An 18,659-nucleotide genomic window follows, 5' to 3' on the forward strand; every position below is an offset into this window, starting at 1 on the left:
TTACCTCTCTGGTATCAACCCTCTCGGGCTGAACCGTAGCACCAGAAGCAGGACAACTCCCATGGTCAAAAGTCGCATGTGGGCCGCGCTGTCGAGCAGGTGTTCGCGCAGCCAGAACCCTTCGGCCATACCTGAGGTGATGACCTGCATCACCCAAAGTCCAATGGGTTCAACCATGACCCAGAGCCACCAGATCAGAAAGCCGCCCAGCACAGCGCCAAGGTTGTTGCCCGATCCACCCACGATCACCATGACCCAGATCAGGAATGTGAAGCGCAAGGGCTGGTAGGTGCCCGGTGTCAGCTGTCCGTCCAGTGTGGTCATCATCGCGCCCGCGATGCCGCAGATAGCCGAGCCAAGGACAAAGATTTGAAGATGGCGGGCGGTGACGTCCTTGCCCATGGCCTCGGCCGCAACTTCGTTGTCGCGGATGGCGCGCATCATGCGGCCCCAGGGCGAGTTCAGGGCGCGCTGCGCGAGGATGAAGAGGATCAACAGAACGACTGTGAACAGCCCGGCATAGATGGTTTTGACCCAAAGGGTGGACGCAGTAACAGGATCAATGCCCAGCCCGCTTGCACGTTCGACAAAGGTCGCGCTGTTTTGCAGTTCGATCTCATAGGGTGCCGGACGCGGTAGTCCGACGACGTTCTTGACCCCGCGTGCCAACCAGTCTTCGTTCTTCAGGATGGCGATAATGATTTCCGCGATGCCAAGTGTCGCGATAGCAAGATAGTCCGAGCGCAGGCCAAGCGCCGTCTTGCCGATGATCCACGCTGCACCAGCAGCCAGAAGACCGCCCACGGGCCAAGCGATGATTGTGATCCACCCCCATTCTTTCCCGTGGGGGTTCAAGCCGCCCAAATAGCCTGCGTTCGCCGGATTTACAGCTTCGACTGCTGCAACACCTGAGTCAAATACGGCGCGATAGATAAAGAAACCGGCGACGAGGATCACAAGCATGACGATTGTGCGAAGCCGCCCCTTCGGCAGAGCGTTGTATGCGAGGATGGCGCCAACAATGGTTGCCGCTCCGAGTACAAGGGCCGTGACCACCCGCAAACCGCCTGCTGACCACGCTTCTGGTTCGGGGGGCATCGAGACAAGGACTGCTGCAAGTCCACCCAGCGCCACGAAGCCCATAATGCCGACGTTGAACAGGCCCGCGAACCCCCATTGCAGGTTGACCCCCAGCGCCATGATGGCCGAGATCAGCCCGAAATTGACGATGGTGATGGCAAGGTTCCATGACGTCATGAGCCCCGTGCCGATGATCAGCGCCGCGATGAAGCCGAAATAGACAAAGTTGCGTGTCGTGTCGGTCATACGGATTTCCCTGCAAACAGCCCCGTGGGCTTGAACAGAAGCACGATCAGCAGGATCACGAAGCTGACCGCGAATTTATAATCGGTGGACAGAAGCTGGGCGAGGCCAGCAGGCTCCAACACTTCGGGCAGGGCGTAGCCCGCGACCTTCTTCCAGGCATATGTGATCATCACCTCGGAAAAGGCGATTGTGAATCCGCCTGCAATGGCGCCAAGCGGGTTGCCCAAGCCACCCACTATAGCCGATGCGAATATGGGCAGGAGAAGCTGGAAGTAAACGAAGGGCTTGAACGACTTGTCTAGGCCATAGAGCACGCCTGCGACCGTCGCCAGTGCTGCCACGATCAGCCACGTGACCATGACCACCCGCTCGGGGTTGATGCCGGACAGCAGCGCAAGATCCTCGTTATCCGAATAGGCGCGCATGGATTTGCCGGTGCGCGTGCGGTTCAGGAAGTAGAACAGCAGCGCCACAACGATGACAGCGGTGATGACGGTCAGCCCTTGGGTGGTCTTGATGGCCAGCCCTTCCTTGAGCCCCGTCAGCGCCTTGAATTCGCGTACCGAGATGATGAAACGTTCGCCGTCCGAAAAACGCTGATCGTCAGGGCCGATGATGAAGCGCACAAGGCCGTTCATGATGAACATGACACCCAGCGAGACCATGACAAAGATGATCGGTTTCGCCTTTTGCCCGCGATAGAAGCGGTAAACCCCACGGTCGGTCGCCAGCACGAACAGAGCGCAGACGGCGATGCCAAAGGGCAGGGCGAGCAGGGCGGTGGGTAGTGGCCCCGCGCTGATCCCTGCAGCCTGGAAACCCCATGTGATCAGGATCGTCGCCATGGTGCCAAAGGCCATCGTGTCGCCATGGGCGAAGTTTGAAAAACGAAGGATGCCGTAGATGAGGGTCACGCCAAGCGCGCCAAGGGCGAGTTGGGAGCCATAGGCGATGGCTGGGATAAGGACGAAGTTCGACAGGGTGATGAAGGCGTTGAGGAGGTCCATTACTTCGCTGCCTCGCACTGTCCATTGTAATAGTCAGTGACGGGTCCATTCGGCTGGCTGATAGCCGTCACTCGAACGCTTGACACCTTGGCGCTCGCCGCAAGCGTATAGATGTCACGATCAAAGACGGCCTGCACGGTGGCTGTGCGCCTTTTGAGACGGGCTGACGACGACTTGCGGGCGACACCATCGAATGTCAGCAGCTGTGTCTGAGGGTTCCATGTCACGCGTGCGCTGATGGGAACGCAGTTTGAGTAGTCAACCACGCCGTTAGACTGCATCTTCAATTGACGGCCCGGATAGCAGTGATGTGTGAATGTGCATGTCAGTGGCGACTGTTTGAAGTTCAGAGACTGACCCAGTACCGGCGACGTCAAACCAAGCATTGCGATCATGCTAACCAACGCCGCGTGAACAAAAAGTGAGCGCATTCTCACCCCCCCAAAAAGCTCTTGCGCACTTCAGGATCTGCCAGCAGTTCCTTGCCCGTCCCGGTATACGCATTCCGGCCCTGCACCAGCACATAGCCTTTGTCTGCGATCTCAAGCGCTTGGCGGGCGTTCTGTTCGACCATCAGGATCGGGATGCCGGTGCGGGCAACTTCAATGATCCGATCAAACAGCTCGTCCATCACGATGGGGCTGACCCCGGCAGTCGGCTCGTCCAGCATCAGCACCTTGGGTTGTGTCATCAACGCGCGGCCCACGGCAACTTGTTGGCGTTGGCCGCCTGACAGCTCGCCTGCGGGCTGGCGGCGCTTTTCCTTGAGGATCGGAAACAGGTCATAGACCTGCGCCATCGTGTCCGAGAAATCGTCGCGCCGGATAAAGGCGCCCATCTCAAGGTTTTCCTCGACGGTCATGGAGGTGAAGATGTTGGAGGTCTGAGGCACAAAACCCATGCCTTTGGCCACACGGTCCTGCGGGGTGAGGTCCGTAATGTCTTCGCCATCAAGCCGAACAGAGCCTTGGCGCACATCCAGCATTCCGAAAACAGCCTTCATCGCTGTTGACTTGCCCGCACCATTTGGGCCGACAATCACCGCGATCTCGCCCGGGTTAACTGCGACAGTGCAATCATGCAGGATGTCCGGCCCGTTGCCGTAGCCGCCCGTCATTGTGTCGCCGATCAGGAAAGCTTCGGCCGTTTGCATGGAGGTCTTTGTACCCGGGGATGCTGTCAAAGTTCCCGTGCCTTTGGGATTGGCAACTGATGCATCCTTATTGCCGCGGTCATCTTGATAGGGGTTGCTCATCGCATACCCCCCGTCTTCTTCTGACCGGAAATACCACGGGGGTATGGGGGTAGAGCCCCCGTATCGGTCGGATTGGCGCAGCCAATTCGAAAGAGAATCATGCGCCCACCTTGTCTTTGTTCTTGAGGCCGGTGCCCAGATAGGCCTCGATCACCTGTTCGTTGGCCTTGATTTCGTCCAGTGTGCCCTCAGCCAGCACCTTGCCTTCGGCCATGCAGATGACCGGATCGCAAATCTTGCCTATGAAATCCATGTCATGCTCGATCACAACGAACGTATAGTTGCGTTCGGCATTCAGTCGCAGGATAGCATCGCCGATGGTGTTCAGAAGGGTGCGATTCACGCCCGCGCCCACCTCGTCCAGAAAGACGATCTTGGCGTCGACCATCATGGTTCGGCCCAGTTCCAGCAGTTTCTTCTGGCCGCCCGAAACCTGACCTGCCTTGTGATCGGACAGGTGTTCGATGGTGAGAAACTCCAGTACTTCATCCGCCTTGGCCGCCAGTGCGCGTTCCTCATCCGCGATGCGTTTGCGTCCAAACCATGTGTTCCAAAGGGTTTCGCCCGATTGCGCCCCCGGCACCATCATCAGGTTCTCGCGGCACGTCATGGAACTGAACTCGTGCGCGATCTGGAAGGTGCGGAGAAGACCCTTGTGAAAAAGCGTATGTGGCGGCAGGCCGGTGATGTCCTCACCATCCATTGTCACACGACCGGATGTTGGTGGAAGAACGCCCGCGATCACATTGAAAAGTGTCGTTTTTCCAGCGCCGTTCGGTCCAATCAGGCCCGTGATCGAGCCGGGCTGGATTGACAGCGATGCACCGTCAACAGCGTGAAATCCGCCGAAGTGTTTGTGGATGTCGTCTACGACGATCATATGCTTCCCCGCGCCGCTTTGAGAACGGTCTTCAAGATATTGAAACAGCCCGGGAATGCCCGGGCTGTCCGTTGGTTTCAAGGTTCGGTTAGCGGTACTTGGCCGTGGTGATTTCACCGCCGTCGATGACGATCTGGCGATAGTTGCCCGCCGATTCTCCGGAGCCGATCAGTTCAACCGCCGTCGCGCCGACATAGTCGATGTCGCCACCGTCTTTGATGATCTGCAGGGCCTTGGCCAGCTCGCCAGGGAAGATTTGCTCGCCTGGCGCATTGGCCACGTCCATGACGTGGTCTTTGTAGTCATTGCTATCCTTGGAATTGGCTGCTTGCATGGCCAGCATGATCAGAGCTGCCGCGTCATAGCTTTCCGGTGTGAAAGGCGACGTGGCGTCGAAGGCATCACCGACCATCTCCGCGAATTTGGCAGCGCCCGGGCTGTCGGTGCCGGGGTGTTGACCGGTCGAGCCTTCGATCTCGTCTCCAAAGTTCTCGGCCAGCTTGGCGCTGATCATTCCGTCAGGGAAGTGGAACGTGTCGAATGCGCCGGAGTCGAGTGCTGCGCGAACCACACCGGACCCGCCCTGATCGACGTAGCCGGCCACGACCAGACGTTCGCCTCCAGCGGCAGCCAGTGCACCGACTTCCGCGGAATAGTCCGCTTTGCCGTCTTCATGGGCTGCGTTGATTGTCACGGTACCACCTGCAGCTTCAAACGCGGCCTGGAAGCTGTCTGCCAGTCCTTTGCCATAGTCATTGTTGGTGTACGTAACGGCAACTTCCTTGATGCCTTCTTCCATCAGCACTTCGGTCATCACGACGCCCTGGCGTGCGTCCGAGGGTGCTGTGCGAAAGAACAGGCCGTTGTCTTCATTGTCGCTGTGCGACAGACCCGGCGACGTCGCTGATGGCGACACCATGACAACACCGTTGGCGACAGCCACGTTGTTCAGGATCGCGCCCGTGACGCCCGAGCAGTCGGCGCCCATGATGCCGTCGACCTTGTCGGACGTCACCAGACGTTCTGCGGCTGCTGTTGCCGCGCCCGCATCGACGCATGTGCTGTCTGCACGGACGGATGTCACGGTCGCACTGTCAAGCAGCAGGCCGGAATCAGTGACCTCTTTCATGGCCAGTTCTGCTCCGTCCGCCATGGATGGGGTCAGAGATTCAATGGGGCCAGTGAAGCCCAGAATGATGCCGATCTTGACTTCTTTTGCGTGTCCGCCGGCGAATGCAGTGCCAGCCATCAATGCGGTGGTGGCTGACGCCATAAGCAGTTTTTTCATTGCGTGTTCTCCCTGTGGATCATTGTCCTGCGGAGGAGCGTAAGCGGGCGATGCAAAAAAGAAAAGTCGAATAGTCTGGCGTGACCCACGGGAATGTGGGTGGACCGCGCGCGATGGATGATTAGCTAAAGTCCAGACCAATGATTAAGGAGATCCCAATGCGCCGCCTTGTTGTTCTTGCCATGGCCTTTTTGCCAGTGTCCGCCTTTGCGTTGGAAACGGATCAGGGAGGCGTAACAGTGACGTCGGTCGTCACCGGACTCGATGCGCCGTGGGGCGTCGCTGAATTGCCGGACGGCTCTTTATTGGTGACGGAACGCAACGGGCGCTTGGTGCATGCGTCAGGTGGCGAAACACATGCAGTGGATGGCGTACCGCGTGTCGCTGCAGCCGGGCAGGGCGGGCTACTGGATGTTACCTTGGCTCGAGATTTTTCCACGTCTCGCACGGTTTTTCTGACCTATTCCAAACCACAAGGGCGGGGATCGGGGACTGCGCTTGCGGCGGCAGAACTCAGCACGGATGGCGGACGGCTCGAAAACCTGCGGGATCTGTTTGAGAGCGCGCCGGGGGGCAATACCGGACGCCATTTTGGCAGCCGGGTGGTCGAAGCGCCCGATGGCACGCTGTATGTCACCATCGGGGATCGCGGTGATCGCCCGTCCGCACAGGACCGATCCAATCACAATGGTGCAATTGTTCGGGTTAACCGGGATGGTTCAGTGCCCGCCGACAACCCATTTGTCGGACAGAAAGGAATTCAACCACACATCTGGTCGTTCGGTCACCGGAACCCGCAGGGCGCCGGTCTGGACGCAAATGGCACGCTGTGGACAGCTGAGCATGGTGCGCGCGGCGGAGACGAGGTGAACCGCGTGCAGAAAGGGGCAAATTTCGGGTGGCCGGTGATTTCTTACGGCGTTCACTACTCTGGCGCAAAGATCGGCGAAGGCACAAAACAGTCCGGGATGGAGCAGCCGGCCTTCTATTGGGATCCGTCAATGGCCCCATCGGGATTGATGGTTTACCAAGGCGACATGTTCCCTGAATGGCGAGGCGACATGTTCGTCGGTTCACTCAAGTTCAGCTACATTTCACGACTTGAAATGCGGGCAAGCAGCGTCCGCGAAGTCGAGCAGATCGAAAGCGACGAAACCCTGAGGGTGCGCGACATCGTCGAAGCGCCGGACGGGAGCATTCTTTTCATCTCGGTCGGCAACGGCGCAGTGTACCGGATGACGCGTTGACGCCTGTACGATAGGGTGACCGCGGAAGAGGAGGACACCCATGCCCATCGAACGTCTCGATCATGTGAACTTGCGCACAACGCGTCTTGCCGAAATGATCCAATGGTACGAGGAGATTTTGGGGCTATCGGCTGGCGCGCGTCCTGCATTCAGCATGGATGGTGCGTGGTTATATGCCGGGGAGGTTGCAGCAGTTCATTTGGTTGCTGTTGAAGATGATGGGGCGGCAGGATCTGAAACGGCGCTCAAGCTGGAGCATTTTGCCTTCCGCGCTTCGGGGAATCCGGAGGAGTTTCGAGACAAGCTGCAACAACGAGGCGTTGCTTATCGTCGATCGGGTATTGAGGACATGAATTTGTCGGCCTTCAATGTGTGGGACCCGGACGGCAATCATATTCATGTTGATTTTGTCGAAGGGTAGAATTCCCGGGGCATGGTGAAAGTTTGACGCGCATCGCCAATCTTTTGATCAAAGTACCATGTTTGCTCTGAAACGCTGATTGTTGATGCATGCTGTCGGCGGTAACACGCACATGCGCAGTCATTTTGGTTGTCATGGTGTTCCGCTGTAAACAAAGTGCCCGTGCGTGCGTATCTTGGGTTTGTGCGGTTGAAGTCCGATGTGAGATGCGACGCTTACCTGCTTACAATGGGGCAAAAAATGTCGCGGATTGAACCACAAGGTTTGCAGCATGGATGAATCAACGGCGCCTGATCGAACAGCTTTGATCGCCGGCGCGCGTGCGGCACGCCTGAACGGTCGCCCCGGTGAGGCGTGGCGTCTTTTGGAGTTGGCCAGAAGCGAAAGCAATCCGTCCAATCTGCCTGCCATTCTGATGATCGAGGCAGAGCTGCTGCACGATGCGGGCAGGGTTGAGGCGGCCGAAGACAGGTTGCACAAGCTGCTGGATCAAGTCCCGGATCATTTCTGGGCTGCCTTCCATCTGGCGGCTGGTGCATGGCGACGCAAGGAATTCGATCTGGCGCAAACCAGAATCGCGACAGCGCGTGCTTTGGATCCAGACGGGCGCATAGGTGCGCTTTGGCGTCTTCGGGTTAACCTGATGAAGGATCTGGGCCATTCAAAACGCGCCGATCACTTGCTGCGCCAGATGGCACATTTGTTTGAGAATGATCCTTGGCCAAGACAGCAAATGGCAATTCGTGCCAGAGCGGCAGGCCAATATGATGTCGCTGTGCGGCATTGCCGCGCGGCAATGCGGCTTGCGCCAGACGATCGCTCACATGCTCTGCTCCATGCCCAGGTGTTGGCCCAGCAAGGCGAAGTAAAACAGGCTGCGGGTGCATATGCCGAAATGGAAACGCGGTTCGGTGCAAACCCGGAACTGGCATTGGCGCGCATTCAGCTTCTAAGGTCGGCGCAGGACTTTGTCAGGGAAATCGAGGCCCTTTCGGATGCCTTGAGCGCGCATCCTGACGCCGCTGCATTGTGGCAACATCTCTTTAGCGTGCATCTTGCAGCGGCGCCGGACGATGTCCCGGAAGCCGTTCTTGAACTGTTGAATGCGCGGATCGCGCCTCCTGCGAACACGCTTTTGTCCATTCGGTATTGTCTGGAGACGGATCAGTTCGACAAGGCGAAAGCCCTTTGTAGAACGCTCGGACCGCGCACTTCGCATCCCATGCGGGCTTTGGAACGGGCCCAGGCGCTGTGGGGCATGCGGAACTACCGCATGGCGCTGCGATATCTGCGCTTTTGCATACGGCGCTGGCCCGCGTCACCAATGTTGCTGAAGGCATTTATTGTTTGGGGACTGAAACTTGGGCAAGGCGATGCTGTTGCACAGGCAATTGAACTGCACCTGAGTTTGCATTCGGAAGCTGCCTTGTATGAAAACAGACTTCTTTTGGCAGGATTTGCGAATGACTTGCCTGCGGCCATTGCCAGCTACAAGAAAGTGCGGGCTGGCGGGCAGGTGAAGCTGCACCAGCAGGAATTGATGGCCAAGATGATCGCCACGTTGGCCGAGTTTGATGACATCCCATCGATACTGGCGGATACAGGTGATCCGCTTGGAGAGGCAGGAAAATTACTGCACCGCGCTGGCGTGCCGGGCGTATTGATGCTGGAGTATGAAATTGAACGGTCCAATGGTGACATGTCACATGCAGACCTCAACGCATGGGCCCGGGCGCGGCCGGACTCCACCCTGGCCGCTATTCGCGTCATCGACCGTTGGAGACGCGACAGAGCGCAAGACATGGTTTCAGTTCCCGCTCATGAGGTAAACGCCAAAATACCTGCGCAGATTTATCAGTATTGGCATGATCCAAACCCGCCCGAAATGGTTGCAAGCCTAGTCGCGAGCTGGTCTGGTGTCCCTCGCTATGCACATATGTTGATGGACCAGAAGGCGGCGGTCAAATTCCTTAGAAAAGAGTATGGGGCAGCTTGGTTGCGGGCATTCCAGCTTGCGACGAATCCGTCGGAACAGGCGGATTTGTTGCGTCTGTGTATTCTGGCCCGGAACGGTGGTATTTATGCTGATGTTGATGACTGTCTTTTTGGTGATCTCGACTCGATCTTGGCCAATGGCGCTGAATTGATCCTGTACCGTGAGACCATGGCAGGCGCGATTGGAAACAATTTTATCGCCGCCCGGCCACAGCATCCAGTTGTTTTGCGTGCCGCTGAACTGGCGCGTGATGCACTTTTGGAACGTTCGGTAGAGCTGAGCTGGTCAAAGACCGGTCCGGGGCTGCTGACACGGGTTTTATCGAACTATGTTCTCGAAAACGCTGACGAAGGCGGGCAGGGGGCCGTGCATGTGCTTGCACCTGGCGAAATCGAACGTTCCGTGTCGATGCATAACCGGCTGGTGCATAAGTCTGCGCAAACCCATTGGTCCAAGAGTAGCGGTCGCGGTGCACAAGGTGCTGCATTGTGGGTGCGCGCGCTTTGCGTTCTGGAACGATCAGCGTAGCCCTTGCATTCAATAAGTGCTCATAAGCGGCTAATAATTAAGCAAATAAATATACGGGCAGCTTTCCGCATCTTTTGAAGTTATCTGTTTGTTAGCCTTGTTTCTGGTCAATGCAAACCGTAGGGTTTGCCATGAATGATAGCGAGTGCAAGTGGAGAACGTTGCATGCCAGATACCGATATTCAGATCACGGAATTCATCTACGATGCTCCAAACTCCGTCAATGACAACAACTACGAATGGGTCGAAATACTGAACACGGGTACCGGGCCCGTAGACCTTTCAAATTGGACCCTGTCAGATGCAGCCGGGGCATCGGATCCTATCGGAAGCGTGACGCTGGCTGCAGGACAATATGCAGTTTTGTACAATGCAAACATATCGCAAGCCGATTTTGAAACGGTGTATGGTGCGCTTCCGGCCGGTGCTGTTCCTATCCCGGTGTCAAGCTGGCCTTCGTTGAACAATGGCGGCGACACAATCACGCTTGCCAATGCCAGTAGTACCGCGATTGAGACTTTCACCTATCCTGACGCCGCCGGACCGGGCGAAAGCCTGGAAGTGTCTGGGCCGGATGGTGCGGAGACATTCACCCAGGACACGTCGCCGACACCGGGTGCTTTGTGTTTTGCGGCTGGATCAATGATTGCAACACCGGAAGGTGAGCGCGCGGTCGAGATGCTTCGCATCGGCGACTTGGTTCAAACAGAGCAGGGTCACGACGTCAAAGTGCTGTGGATTGGGCGACAAACGGTGCATACGGCGCATGCGCCGTTGCGGATGGAACCCGTCCGAATTGCCAAGGGCGCTCTGGGCGAAAACGTACCGCACCACGACCTGGTCGTCACAGCTGACCATGGCATGGTCCTTGATGGTTTTGTGATCAATGCATCGGCGCTGGTCAATGGATCGACGATTGACTGGGTGCCTCTGACGGAGCTGGCCGAGCGGGTAACTTACTACCATGTAGAGACAGAAAATCACGATGTGATCCTGGCAAATGGCGCCGCAAGCGAGACCTTTTTGGACATGCGTGGACGGGCGGCGTTTGACAACTTCCAAGAGTACTTGGACCTTTACGGAACGGAACGTCTGATACCTGAGATGTCGCGCGCGCGGATTACGTCGCCTCGACTTCTTCCGGACAGCATTAGGCAACGCTGCGCGCGAGCTTTGGACAAGTCGAATGCGCAAGAGACAGCCGCAATCCGCCTGCGTGCCTAGAGGCGACCTTTAGACCGGGAAAATGGGCCGAGATGACGCTGTCATAGTTGTCTCGGCCTGCTCGGGTTGCTGGCACCCCATGCGGTGCATTTCCTACAAGATCCAGCCATACCCGTATGCGTTACCTTCTGGTTGAAACGCGCATCAACATCTGTCCGGATGTGCTGCTCGCTGTCCGACGTAGTCAGATTGGCCTAGAATGATGTCGATGGCGTTTGCCACGCCGTCTTCTTCTGTCAGTTGCGTTGCGAGTAGTCCGGCGTTGGCGCGCAAGGTTGGATTGCTTGTCAGTTCGCATATGGCTTTGGTGAGGTTTTGCTGGGTCAGTTGACTGCGTTTGATTGGCGGCACAGCGACGCCAAGATCTACGCACAGCCGCGCCCAGCCGGGCTGATCACCCATGAATGGGCAAATGAGTGTCGGTGCGCCTGCTTGCAACCCCTCCGCTGTCGTGCCCGCGCCACCATGATGCACAACCGCAGCCATTTGTGGAAAGAGCCATCGAAAGGGTACCGGTGAAATGGCGATGACATCATCACTCTCGTCAACCTCCAATTCGGCCCAACCCTTGGACACAACGCCACGTTGTCCCGCTTCACGCAAAGCCTCAGCGACAAGCCTTCCCAGCGCCCTTGAGTCCATACTGGGCATACTGCCAAAGCCGACAAACACCGGCGCTGGACCTTTTTCAAGGAATGTCGCCAGCTCCTTTGGTGGAACGAAATCGTCCGGCATGGGAAGCCGCCAATACCCAGTGATGTGGGCGTGATCCGGCCAATCCGCAGGGCGGGACATGAGGGCGCTACCATGGGCGTGCAAGACTGGGATTTCCCCGGCGCCGGGCGGAAATAAAACGGCTCTGGACGTCTTGATTGGCCGCAGGTTCAGCATGTCCTTTCGAAATCGGTTCACGCTTTTACGCAGAAGGCCGAACGAGGCGTATATCAGTCTGTAAGACAGCCGGTTGAAACCGGGAAGTCCAAGGGGTGCGATTCCCATGGCTGGAAACGCCTTGGTTGGCACAATCATCGGCTGAAGTGTCCCCAAAAACGCCGGAATCCCAAGTTTTTCAGCGATGTGCGGTGCCGCGAACAACTTCGAATGGTAAACAATCGAATCCGGTGCAAAACTTTGGGCAGCACCCCAAACCTCTGCCATCAATTCGGCATTGATTGAACCGGATCTTCGGGCCAGCCGAATGCCGGCAGTGATGCGCTTTAGCAGGCCGGAATTCCCCTCGAGCATTGCACGGCCGTCGTCGGATTCGATTGCTGCGAGAGAGGCATCCGACAATGCAAAGAAAGGCACGTCATGGCTTCGGACAAAGGGTTCAAACCGTTCTGAGGTTGCGAGCAACACCACACACCCTGCGGATTGCAGTCCGCGGGCGAGCGCAACAAATGGCTCAACATCTCCACGCGTGCCGTAGGTGCAAAGCAGGATCTTAAGAGGGCGCATATTGTGCCTCCTGAGGTTCATCCGGATGTATGCATTCCCGCGCCGCAGATCATCCCTCTGAGCCTGCCAATGTGACCTGATCGGCAAAGCTAGCGATACATTGCGCAAAGCTTCGTCATTGCGTTGGGCCGACCTGCACAAATCTGATGACGCCATTGTTGCAGAGAGGAGTATCCGGACATGCCCGCGTCATCTGGGCGAAGACATCAAAACCATTGGCATGTGGTACGGCCCTTGGATCCGCATTTTCCTGCCTGCTTCGACACTGCGTTTAAGTCCTGTGCGTCGGATCTTTGTCTTTGTTCCGAGTGTCTTGCGAGACGTCGATGACGATTTTTCCGGTATGCTGTTGGGTCATCAGTCGCGAGAACGCTGCCTGTGCTTCTTCAAAACGGAAGGTTTCCGTATCCAACACCGGGTGTAATGCGTTTGTGTTGTAAAAAGCGACAACGTCGCCAAGCATGCGCGTGTTTCCAACGAAAACACCGTTAACGGTCAGTGACTTGAAGATAATGCTCGTTGGGTCCACTGCGCCAGCAATGCCAGCCAGTACGCCGACAGCTGAAATGCGTCCGCCGAAAGTAGCCGCGTTGAGTGACCTTTGAAACGTCTTTGCGCCGCCCACTTCGACGATCACGTCAACACCCCGTCCGTCGGTCAGTTCAAGAACTGCACGATCCCAATCGGTGATCCGATTGTAATTTACGACATGATCCGCTCCGGCCTGCCTGAGCACTGCTTTCTTCGCTTCGGTGCCAGTCAAAGAGATAACAGTCGCCCCTTTGGCCTTGGCGATCTGAAGTGCGAACATCGACACACCACCGGTTCCCATGGTCAACACGGTGTCCTCATGCCCCAACTCCCCTTTCTCGATCAAAGCGTTCCAGGCCGTCACGCCTGCACATGGAAAGGCCGCCGCTTCTGCGAAACTGAGCGTTGGTGGGATCTTCACAAGAGCATGAGCAGGGAGGCGAACAAATTCGCTCAACATGCCTTGCAGTTCATGGCCAAGGGACTTTTCCGAACCATTGGGATTTCCATCAACGAAATCAGGAAAGAAGCCAGCCACAACTCGTTCGCCGAGCTCGACATTGGTGACCGCTGAGCCCTTTGCGACGACACGCCCCGCGCCGTCAGAAACAGGCACGTGTTCGCCCCCCCCGTTGTTGAGTGGCAGGTCGCCACGGGCCAAGGCCAGGTCCTTGTAGTTCAGTGATGCGGCTTCGACGCGGACGATCACATCAGTATCGTTCAAAGGCACGGGATTGTTTTTGGTCTTTAGGTGCAAGCTATCGATGTCGGCAATTGAACCGAATGCATAGTATCTCATCATGTGCGGCCTTCCGTTGTGAGTTACGAGGAATTAGGGGGCAATTCGTTGACAAATAAGGTGCCATGGCGTCACTCAAACGTGTCCAAAAGGTTGACATTGGGGTTGGCAATGGCGTCGAAAACAAAGCTCCATCTTGCGCGCACATTGATTGCAGCCGTGGAGGGAGGAAGCATTGCAAGCGGCGCGCGGGCCCTGAACATCACACGAAGTGCCGCCAGTAAGAACATCGCCCTTCTCGAAGACGCCCTGGGCACAAAACTGCTGAACCGCAGCTCACGTAGCCTGTCCCTTACTCACGCCGGAGAGGTCTACATACAGGAGGTGCAGAAAGCACTCAGAATGATCGACGCAGCGGAAAGCGCTGTCTCCCAATACCGTGAGGAACCAACCGGGGTTCTGACGATTGATTCAACGATCCTGTTTGGCAGGATGGTGTTGGGGGATGTCATTCATGATTACTTGAAAAAGAACCCCAAGATGACCGTCGATCTTCGTCTGAACGACGACGCGTCCAACGTGACTTCGGGCGAAATTGATCTCTACTTTCGGACTGGTCGGCCGACACATCAGGACTTGATTGCCATAAAACTGATGGACATCTGTTTTCGCACGGTTGCGTCCCGGGAATACATTTTGAACCACACGGCACCGCACTCCATCGCCGCCCTTGCCGATCACAACTGCATAAACTTTCGATTTCCTTCTGATCATTCGATCTTTCAATGGCGCTACAAACTGGGAAACGAAACGGCCTATCAAGTATTTGGTGGGAACCTTATCTCGACGGATGTCGAGGAAATTCGGAAGGCGGTTCATCGTGGGTTGGGTATTGCACAGTTGCCCAATCAGCTCATCGATGACGACATCCAGTTGGGCAGATTGGTCGACCTTTTTCCCGAAAATACCTTCGTGTCCAACGCCCTCTACATGTGCATTCCGCGGCATCGTAGGGCCGACATTAGGGTGACACGATTTAGGGCTGCGCTGAGGTCTCACCTTGGATAACTGGTGCGGTTACATCATTCGATGTGTTTTGGCTTACAGCCCGGCCGCTCAAGGTACGCTTCGCTCATTACAAGCCGGACGCTATAGTTTCTTTTTGAGATTGCTATAGCGCCGTCTGCTCACGGGGATGGCCGATCCGTTCCCGAGCGTGCACGTGTATGCACTGCCAGCTGCTTTTATCTTTTTGACATGTTTGAAGCGAACCCAGTGTGAACGGTGGCATTGCATGCCGTGAAACCCCTTGAGGGCGTTCACACATTCAGAAAAGGACAGTTTCAGGGTAGCATGCCCATCGGCGGTTGTGATCGTCACATAATGATCCTGTGCTTCGACATGAATTACGTCGTCGCCCAACCGCATTGGGGCCGAGGGTATGGCACTGCGAAGCGGGGGTTCCGGCAGGCTTCTTGACTGCAACAGTGTCCGGTACCTTTGAGCAATTTCCGCCGCCCGGTAGGCAAAAATCGCAACAAGAGCGGATAACCCAAGCGATGGCGGAGCCACTGCGACAAGTTCCTGAAAATAGAGCTGCGGGAAACCAAGGGTGACAAGATCGTTCGCCGATCTGTCCTCCAGAAAGGAATCCGCGATCAAAGAGAACAACGCAAGCAGAACTGGCAAAAGGCAGACTGCGAGTATCAACGGCAATGGCATTCTCACGCCCAGAAGAACGCCCAATGCTGTCGTTCCCGCAAGCAGGCAGGCGGCTACGAACAAGTGCGTGAACCAGTGTAGAACAGCAAGCCACAGCGGGTATTGCGCCGTCACAATTGGGTCGAGGCTGGTGATCACCAGACCACCCATCGCGGAAAACCCGATACAGTATTTGGTAAGCTGCCACCACGAGGTGTCGCCTGACCCAAACATCGTCATCAGAATCGTTGGAAGCAGGCGGGCCTCAAACTCTTTTTTGTTCCTGATGTCATGCATCTCAATGCTTCCTGTCAGTGCTGGTAGACGCGTCGTTCCTAAGGGGCCGCATCGACCAGGAGAACAATGAATTCGCGAACGGTACTATAACGACCATTCGCGAACGGTCGTTAACCGCTCGCGGATTTTCGCGCGGCATTCAAGAACACGATCTTCTCAAGCCCGCTGGCTGCGGGCTGTTTGTGCACGCGTCAAATATCTGGACGCATCACACAAACAACCAAACACACATCGAGAAGAGGATTTGCACATGCCGGTACGTTACAAGGCAACGCTGCTGCTCAACAGTGCATTCATGATCGCGGCGCTTTGCGCCCAACAGGCATCTGCCAATGAAACCGGGCGCGACCTGACCGGGGTTATTGGCATCGGAGTAAGCTCCGCACCAGAGTTCTCGGGCTCTGACGATGACGCCACTGGTGCCTTTCCAATCATCAGTTTGACCTGGCGTGACCGCTACTTTTTGAATGATCGGGGGCTCGGCTTTTACGCGCTCAGAAACGCCGGTCCGCGCGATGTGTCGGTCAGCTTTGCCATTGGCTACGACTTTGATGAACGGCTGGCCGAGGACGACATTCGCTTGACCGGATTGAGAGACGTCGAAGCGGGTGCACTGCTGTCTGCCGGCCTGGATTTTGACCTGGGTGCAGCAGCCATCGAGGTTGAACTGAACCACGGGATCAGCAGCGATGGACACGAAGGAACCCGCGCAATCGTGGGCGCAGCGTTCAGCCGAACTGTTGGTGACCGACTGCGGCTGGGTGCCAAGCCATTCGTCGTGTGGTCCGATGGGTCTTACGCTGATGCCTTTTATGGTGTGAGTGCTCAGGAGTCTGCGCAGTCTTCATTTGCGGCCTTTGACGCGGGTTCGGGTTTCGAACGGGTGGGCATCGAATTGCAAGCGTCCTACGACCTTACACCGCGAACTGCACTCTTTGTTGGAGTTGAGCATTCTCAACTGCTTGGGGATGCCAAGGACAGTCCGATTTCCTTCGACGATTCCCAAACCGAGATATCAACCGGGATTCTCTTTCGCTTCTGAGCATTTTCGCACTCAGCAATGACAATCCCGATCCCATCTACCCCGACAAACTGGGAAACACGACATGAAACCCTTTTTTTACACCCCGCTCTTGGCTGTGCTGATCCTCGTAGCCGTCGTTCTGTCCATTGGCGAAGACCCGGATCGTACAAATCCGATTTCGGCCGAAGATGGCCCTTTGACCCCTTCGGTTCTACCTGTTGGCCAAGGCTTAACTCTGGCCCTTACAGCAGATGTTCAAGGCAGACCGACACCGCTTTTGGTGACAGGAGTGTCAAGAGACCAGGTGTCCGCAATCGACCTGTCCGAACATGGTGCTGAACACACCTCAGACCTGTTCAGCGTGGTGCGTGACATTGGTGAGCGCAGTCTCGAAGACCTCTTCCGTCAGGCAACTGAATCTGCCGCAGACGACGTCGTGACAACATACGCATTCGGCGAACTGAAATCCGTCGCGGGTCGAGGGCAACAGCATGTGGCATCTGGCACAAACTTCATCGAACACGCCGAAGAAACCCAGAGCCAATCTGTCTTCAATTTCCCAAAGTTTGGACGGGCGACGCCGCCTGTCACAACTGTGGCGCTCAAAGAAGGTGCATTGCTCGACTACGAAGTTGAAATTTGCACGATTTTTGACCGGGACATTTCCACGATCCAAGACTTCGATGCCGCGGAGAAGGGGTTCTTTCTCTGCGGTGATTTTACGGATCGGTCCGTATTGTCCCGGTTGATCGATGTGGACAATTTTGACTCCGGTTCCGGGTTCAGCGATGCCAAGAGCGGACCGGACTTTTTCCCCACGGGTGGACTTCTGGTGATCCCGAGAGATTGGCAGGCATTCGTAAATGAAGAGCGTATTGTGACGCTTCGCAACGGTCAGTTGCGACAGGATGCGCGGGGTAGCGAGATGATCCTCGATTTTCGCGCATTGACCCAGAAAGTCTTGGAGGATTCCACGTCAACACGGTTCTTGTACCAGGGTCAGCGCCATCGACTGGTAGAGGAGCAGAAAATTGGTCGGGCTCAAGTCCTGATGTCAGGCACACCAGAGGGGGTTATTTTCATGCCGCCGACCTGGCGCCAAATGGCACGCGGCGTCGTTCGGTATGTTTTGACCGGCACTTTTTTGACGTCAACCACAGGGTATGAGCACGTGGTCAATTCCTTCATTCAGGACGAGTTGAACTCCGGCAGGTTTCTTCAGCCTGATGAGCAGATCACCTATGTCTCAAGTTCCATGGGTGTGATCACAACATCCGTCGTGGTGGGCGGCGATGACGCGACAGGTTTGAATGCCTCCGCAGCATCCCTAAAGGACACGATGCGTGCCAACCCGGGCTAGAAACGCGCGGGTGTGGGCGTCTGGGTCAAATCCTGAGAGCATATCATTCATTGATGGCCGATTGTGTGGATTGTCAGCCTGCGGCTCTCAATGGACCCGGACGGCCGCCAACGCAGACCTTTTCTTTGAGCCCAAGATGACGCCCGTGTTCACAGTAAAGTCTTTAACTGCGCCGCGTCATTGGGTTTTCCGGATCAGCAAGAGGAGTGACCCTCTGGAAGAGATCGGTCTTTGTGGCAGTACCACACAAGTCCTTCGATGGACCAAAGGCCTCTCTTTGCCTCGCTCAAATCGACTTGGTCACCGAGGACATGTGGAGCAGGCTACAGAGCATTCGCTAAACGTGGAAACTCGTGGTGAAAATTGATGAAATTGAG

At 56.4% G+C, this 18,659-nt stretch carries 16 protein-coding genes; 7 read left to right on the top strand and 9 right to left on the bottom strand.

Annotation, left to right across the window (positions count from 1 at the left end):
- From IE087_RS17825 to IE087_RS17850, 6 genes are all read right to left on the bottom strand, one after another.
- Positions 1 to 1,326 carry a branched-chain amino acid ABC transporter permease gene (locus IE087_RS17825; protein WP_189370723.1) on the bottom strand — a complete coding sequence of 442 codons (1,326 nt, stop codon included), beginning with the start codon at positions 1,324 to 1,326 and terminating at the stop codon, positions 1 to 3.
- Complete coding sequence (locus IE087_RS17830; protein WP_189370724.1) at positions 1,323 to 2,333, bottom strand: branched-chain amino acid ABC transporter permease; 1,011 nt, start codon at positions 2,331 to 2,333, stop codon at positions 1,323 to 1,325. Before IE087_RS17830 ends, IE087_RS17825 begins: the two co-directional genes overlap by 4 nt.
- Positions 2,333 to 2,764 carry a hypothetical protein gene (locus IE087_RS17835; RefSeq protein WP_189370725.1) on the bottom strand — a complete coding sequence of 144 codons (432 nt, stop codon included), beginning with the start codon at positions 2,762 to 2,764 and terminating at the stop codon, positions 2,333 to 2,335. The genes IE087_RS17830 and IE087_RS17835 overlap by 1 nt, the downstream gene beginning before the upstream one ends.
- Before the next feature lie 2 nt (positions 2,765 to 2,766).
- On the bottom strand, positions 2,767 to 3,588 hold the full coding sequence (locus IE087_RS17840; protein ID WP_189370726.1) for an ABC transporter ATP-binding protein: 822 nt from the start codon (positions 3,586 to 3,588) through the stop codon (positions 2,767 to 2,769).
- Between the two features lie 97 nt (positions 3,589 to 3,685).
- A complete protein-coding gene (locus IE087_RS17845) occupies positions 3,686 to 4,468 on the bottom strand; it encodes an ABC transporter ATP-binding protein (RefSeq protein ID WP_189370727.1) in 783 nt (260 codons plus the stop codon).
- Between the two features lie 88 nt (positions 4,469 to 4,556).
- A complete protein-coding gene (locus tag IE087_RS17850; RefSeq protein WP_189370728.1) occupies positions 4,557 to 5,756 on the bottom strand; it encodes an ABC transporter substrate-binding protein in 1,200 nt (399 codons plus the stop codon).
- A 158-nt stretch (positions 5,757 to 5,914) separates the two neighbouring features.
- On the opposite strand from IE087_RS17850, the gene IE087_RS17855 reads away from it, so the two are divergent.
- From IE087_RS17855 to IE087_RS17870, 4 genes are all read left to right on the top strand, one after another.
- Positions 5,915 to 7,003 (top strand): PQQ-dependent sugar dehydrogenase, encoded by a 1,089-nt coding sequence (locus tag IE087_RS17855; RefSeq protein WP_189370729.1) that lies wholly within the window; start codon positions 5,915 to 5,917, stop codon positions 7,001 to 7,003.
- Positions 7,004 to 7,043: 40 nt separating this feature from the next.
- Positions 7,044 to 7,424, top strand: a complete 381-nt coding sequence (locus IE087_RS17860; protein ID WP_189370730.1) for a VOC family protein — start codon at positions 7,044 to 7,046, stop codon at positions 7,422 to 7,424.
- A 271-nt stretch (positions 7,425 to 7,695) separates the two neighbouring features.
- Positions 7,696 to 9,948: a glycosyltransferase gene (locus tag IE087_RS17865; RefSeq protein ID WP_189370731.1), complete on the top strand. Its 2,253-nt coding sequence runs from the start codon at positions 7,696 to 7,698 to the stop codon at positions 9,946 to 9,948.
- 165 nt (positions 9,949 to 10,113) lie between these two features.
- On the top strand, positions 10,114 to 11,172 hold the full coding sequence (locus IE087_RS17870) for a Hint domain-containing protein (RefSeq protein ID WP_189370732.1): 1,059 nt from the start codon (positions 10,114 to 10,116) through the stop codon (positions 11,170 to 11,172).
- A gap of 144 nt (positions 11,173 to 11,316) precedes the next feature.
- Here IE087_RS17870 and IE087_RS17875 read toward each other — a convergent pair whose 3' ends face one another.
- Positions 11,317 to 12,630, bottom strand: a complete 1,314-nt coding sequence (locus tag IE087_RS17875) for a glycosyltransferase (RefSeq protein WP_189370733.1) — start codon at positions 12,628 to 12,630, stop codon at positions 11,317 to 11,319.
- A 271-nt stretch (positions 12,631 to 12,901) separates the two neighbouring features.
- On the bottom strand, positions 12,902 to 13,963 hold the full coding sequence (locus tag IE087_RS17880) for a zinc-dependent alcohol dehydrogenase family protein (RefSeq protein WP_189370734.1): 1,062 nt from the start codon (positions 13,961 to 13,963) through the stop codon (positions 12,902 to 12,904).
- 108 nt (positions 13,964 to 14,071) lie between these two features.
- Between IE087_RS17880 and IE087_RS17885 the strand changes: the two genes are divergently transcribed.
- Positions 14,072 to 14,968: a LysR family transcriptional regulator gene (locus tag IE087_RS17885; RefSeq protein WP_189370735.1), complete on the top strand. Its 897-nt coding sequence runs from the start codon at positions 14,072 to 14,074 to the stop codon at positions 14,966 to 14,968.
- Between the two features lie 81 nt (positions 14,969 to 15,049).
- Here the strand turns inward: IE087_RS17885 and IE087_RS17890 are convergent, their stop codons facing one another.
- Positions 15,050 to 15,898, bottom strand: a complete 849-nt coding sequence (locus IE087_RS17890) for a LytTR family DNA-binding domain-containing protein (RefSeq protein ID WP_189370736.1) — start codon at positions 15,896 to 15,898, stop codon at positions 15,050 to 15,052.
- Positions 15,899 to 16,148: 250 nt separating this feature from the next.
- Here IE087_RS17890 and IE087_RS17895 point away from each other — a divergent pair, with 250 nt between their 5' ends.
- Positions 16,149 to 16,940 carry a MipA/OmpV family protein gene (locus IE087_RS17895; RefSeq protein ID WP_189370737.1) on the top strand — a complete coding sequence of 264 codons (792 nt, stop codon included), beginning with the start codon at positions 16,149 to 16,151 and terminating at the stop codon, positions 16,938 to 16,940.
- Positions 16,941 to 17,004: 64 nt separating this feature from the next.
- A complete protein-coding gene (locus tag IE087_RS17900; RefSeq protein WP_189370738.1) occupies positions 17,005 to 18,282 on the top strand; it encodes a fumarylacetoacetate hydrolase family protein in 1,278 nt (425 codons plus the stop codon).
- Positions 18,283 to 18,659: the final 377 nt, after the last annotated feature.

The sequence above is a fragment of the Tateyamaria omphalii genome (genome assembly GCF_014651375.1).
GTDB lineage: Bacteria > Pseudomonadota > Alphaproteobacteria > Rhodobacterales > Rhodobacteraceae > Tateyamaria > Tateyamaria omphalii.

What these genes read in the sequence shown, in the direction of transcription:
- IE087_RS17825 (WP_189370723.1), bottom strand. Translation starts at nt 1,326, where the DNA reads ATGACCGACACGACACGCAACTTTGTCTATTTCGGCTTCATCGCGGCG.
- IE087_RS17830 (WP_189370724.1), bottom strand. Translation starts at nt 2,333, where the DNA reads ATGGACCTCCTCAACGCCTTCATCACCCTGTCGAACTTCGTCCTTATC.
- IE087_RS17835 (WP_189370725.1), bottom strand. Translation starts at nt 2,764, where the DNA reads ATGCGCTCACTTTTTGTTCACGCGGCGTTGGTTAGCATGATCGCAATG.
- IE087_RS17840 (WP_189370726.1), bottom strand. Translation starts at nt 3,588, where the DNA reads ATGAGCAACCCCTATCAAGATGACCGCGGCAATAAGGATGCATCAGTT.
- IE087_RS17845 (WP_189370727.1), bottom strand. Translation starts at nt 4,468, where the DNA reads ATGATCGTCGTAGACGACATCCACAAACACTTCGGCGGATTTCACGCT.
- IE087_RS17850 (WP_189370728.1), bottom strand. Translation starts at nt 5,756, where the DNA reads ATGAAAAAACTGCTTATGGCGTCAGCCACCACCGCATTGATGGCTGGC.
- IE087_RS17855 (WP_189370729.1), top strand. Translation starts at nt 5,915, where the DNA reads ATGCGCCGCCTTGTTGTTCTTGCCATGGCCTTTTTGCCAGTGTCCGCC.
- IE087_RS17860 (WP_189370730.1), top strand. Translation starts at nt 7,044, where the DNA reads ATGCCCATCGAACGTCTCGATCATGTGAACTTGCGCACAACGCGTCTT.
- IE087_RS17865 (WP_189370731.1), top strand. Translation starts at nt 7,696, where the DNA reads ATGGATGAATCAACGGCGCCTGATCGAACAGCTTTGATCGCCGGCGCG.
- IE087_RS17870 (WP_189370732.1), top strand. Translation starts at nt 10,114, where the DNA reads ATGCCAGATACCGATATTCAGATCACGGAATTCATCTACGATGCTCCA.
- IE087_RS17875 (WP_189370733.1), bottom strand. Translation starts at nt 12,630, where the DNA reads ATGCGCCCTCTTAAGATCCTGCTTTGCACCTACGGCACGCGTGGAGAT.
- IE087_RS17880 (WP_189370734.1), bottom strand. Translation starts at nt 13,963, where the DNA reads ATGATGAGATACTATGCATTCGGTTCAATTGCCGACATCGATAGCTTG.
- IE087_RS17885 (WP_189370735.1), top strand. Translation starts at nt 14,072, where the DNA reads ATGGCGTCGAAAACAAAGCTCCATCTTGCGCGCACATTGATTGCAGCC.
- IE087_RS17890 (WP_189370736.1), bottom strand. Translation starts at nt 15,898, where the DNA reads ATGCATGACATCAGGAACAAAAAAGAGTTTGAGGCCCGCCTGCTTCCA.
- IE087_RS17895 (WP_189370737.1), top strand. Translation starts at nt 16,149, where the DNA reads ATGCCGGTACGTTACAAGGCAACGCTGCTGCTCAACAGTGCATTCATG.
- IE087_RS17900 (WP_189370738.1), top strand. Translation starts at nt 17,005, where the DNA reads ATGAAACCCTTTTTTTACACCCCGCTCTTGGCTGTGCTGATCCTCGTA.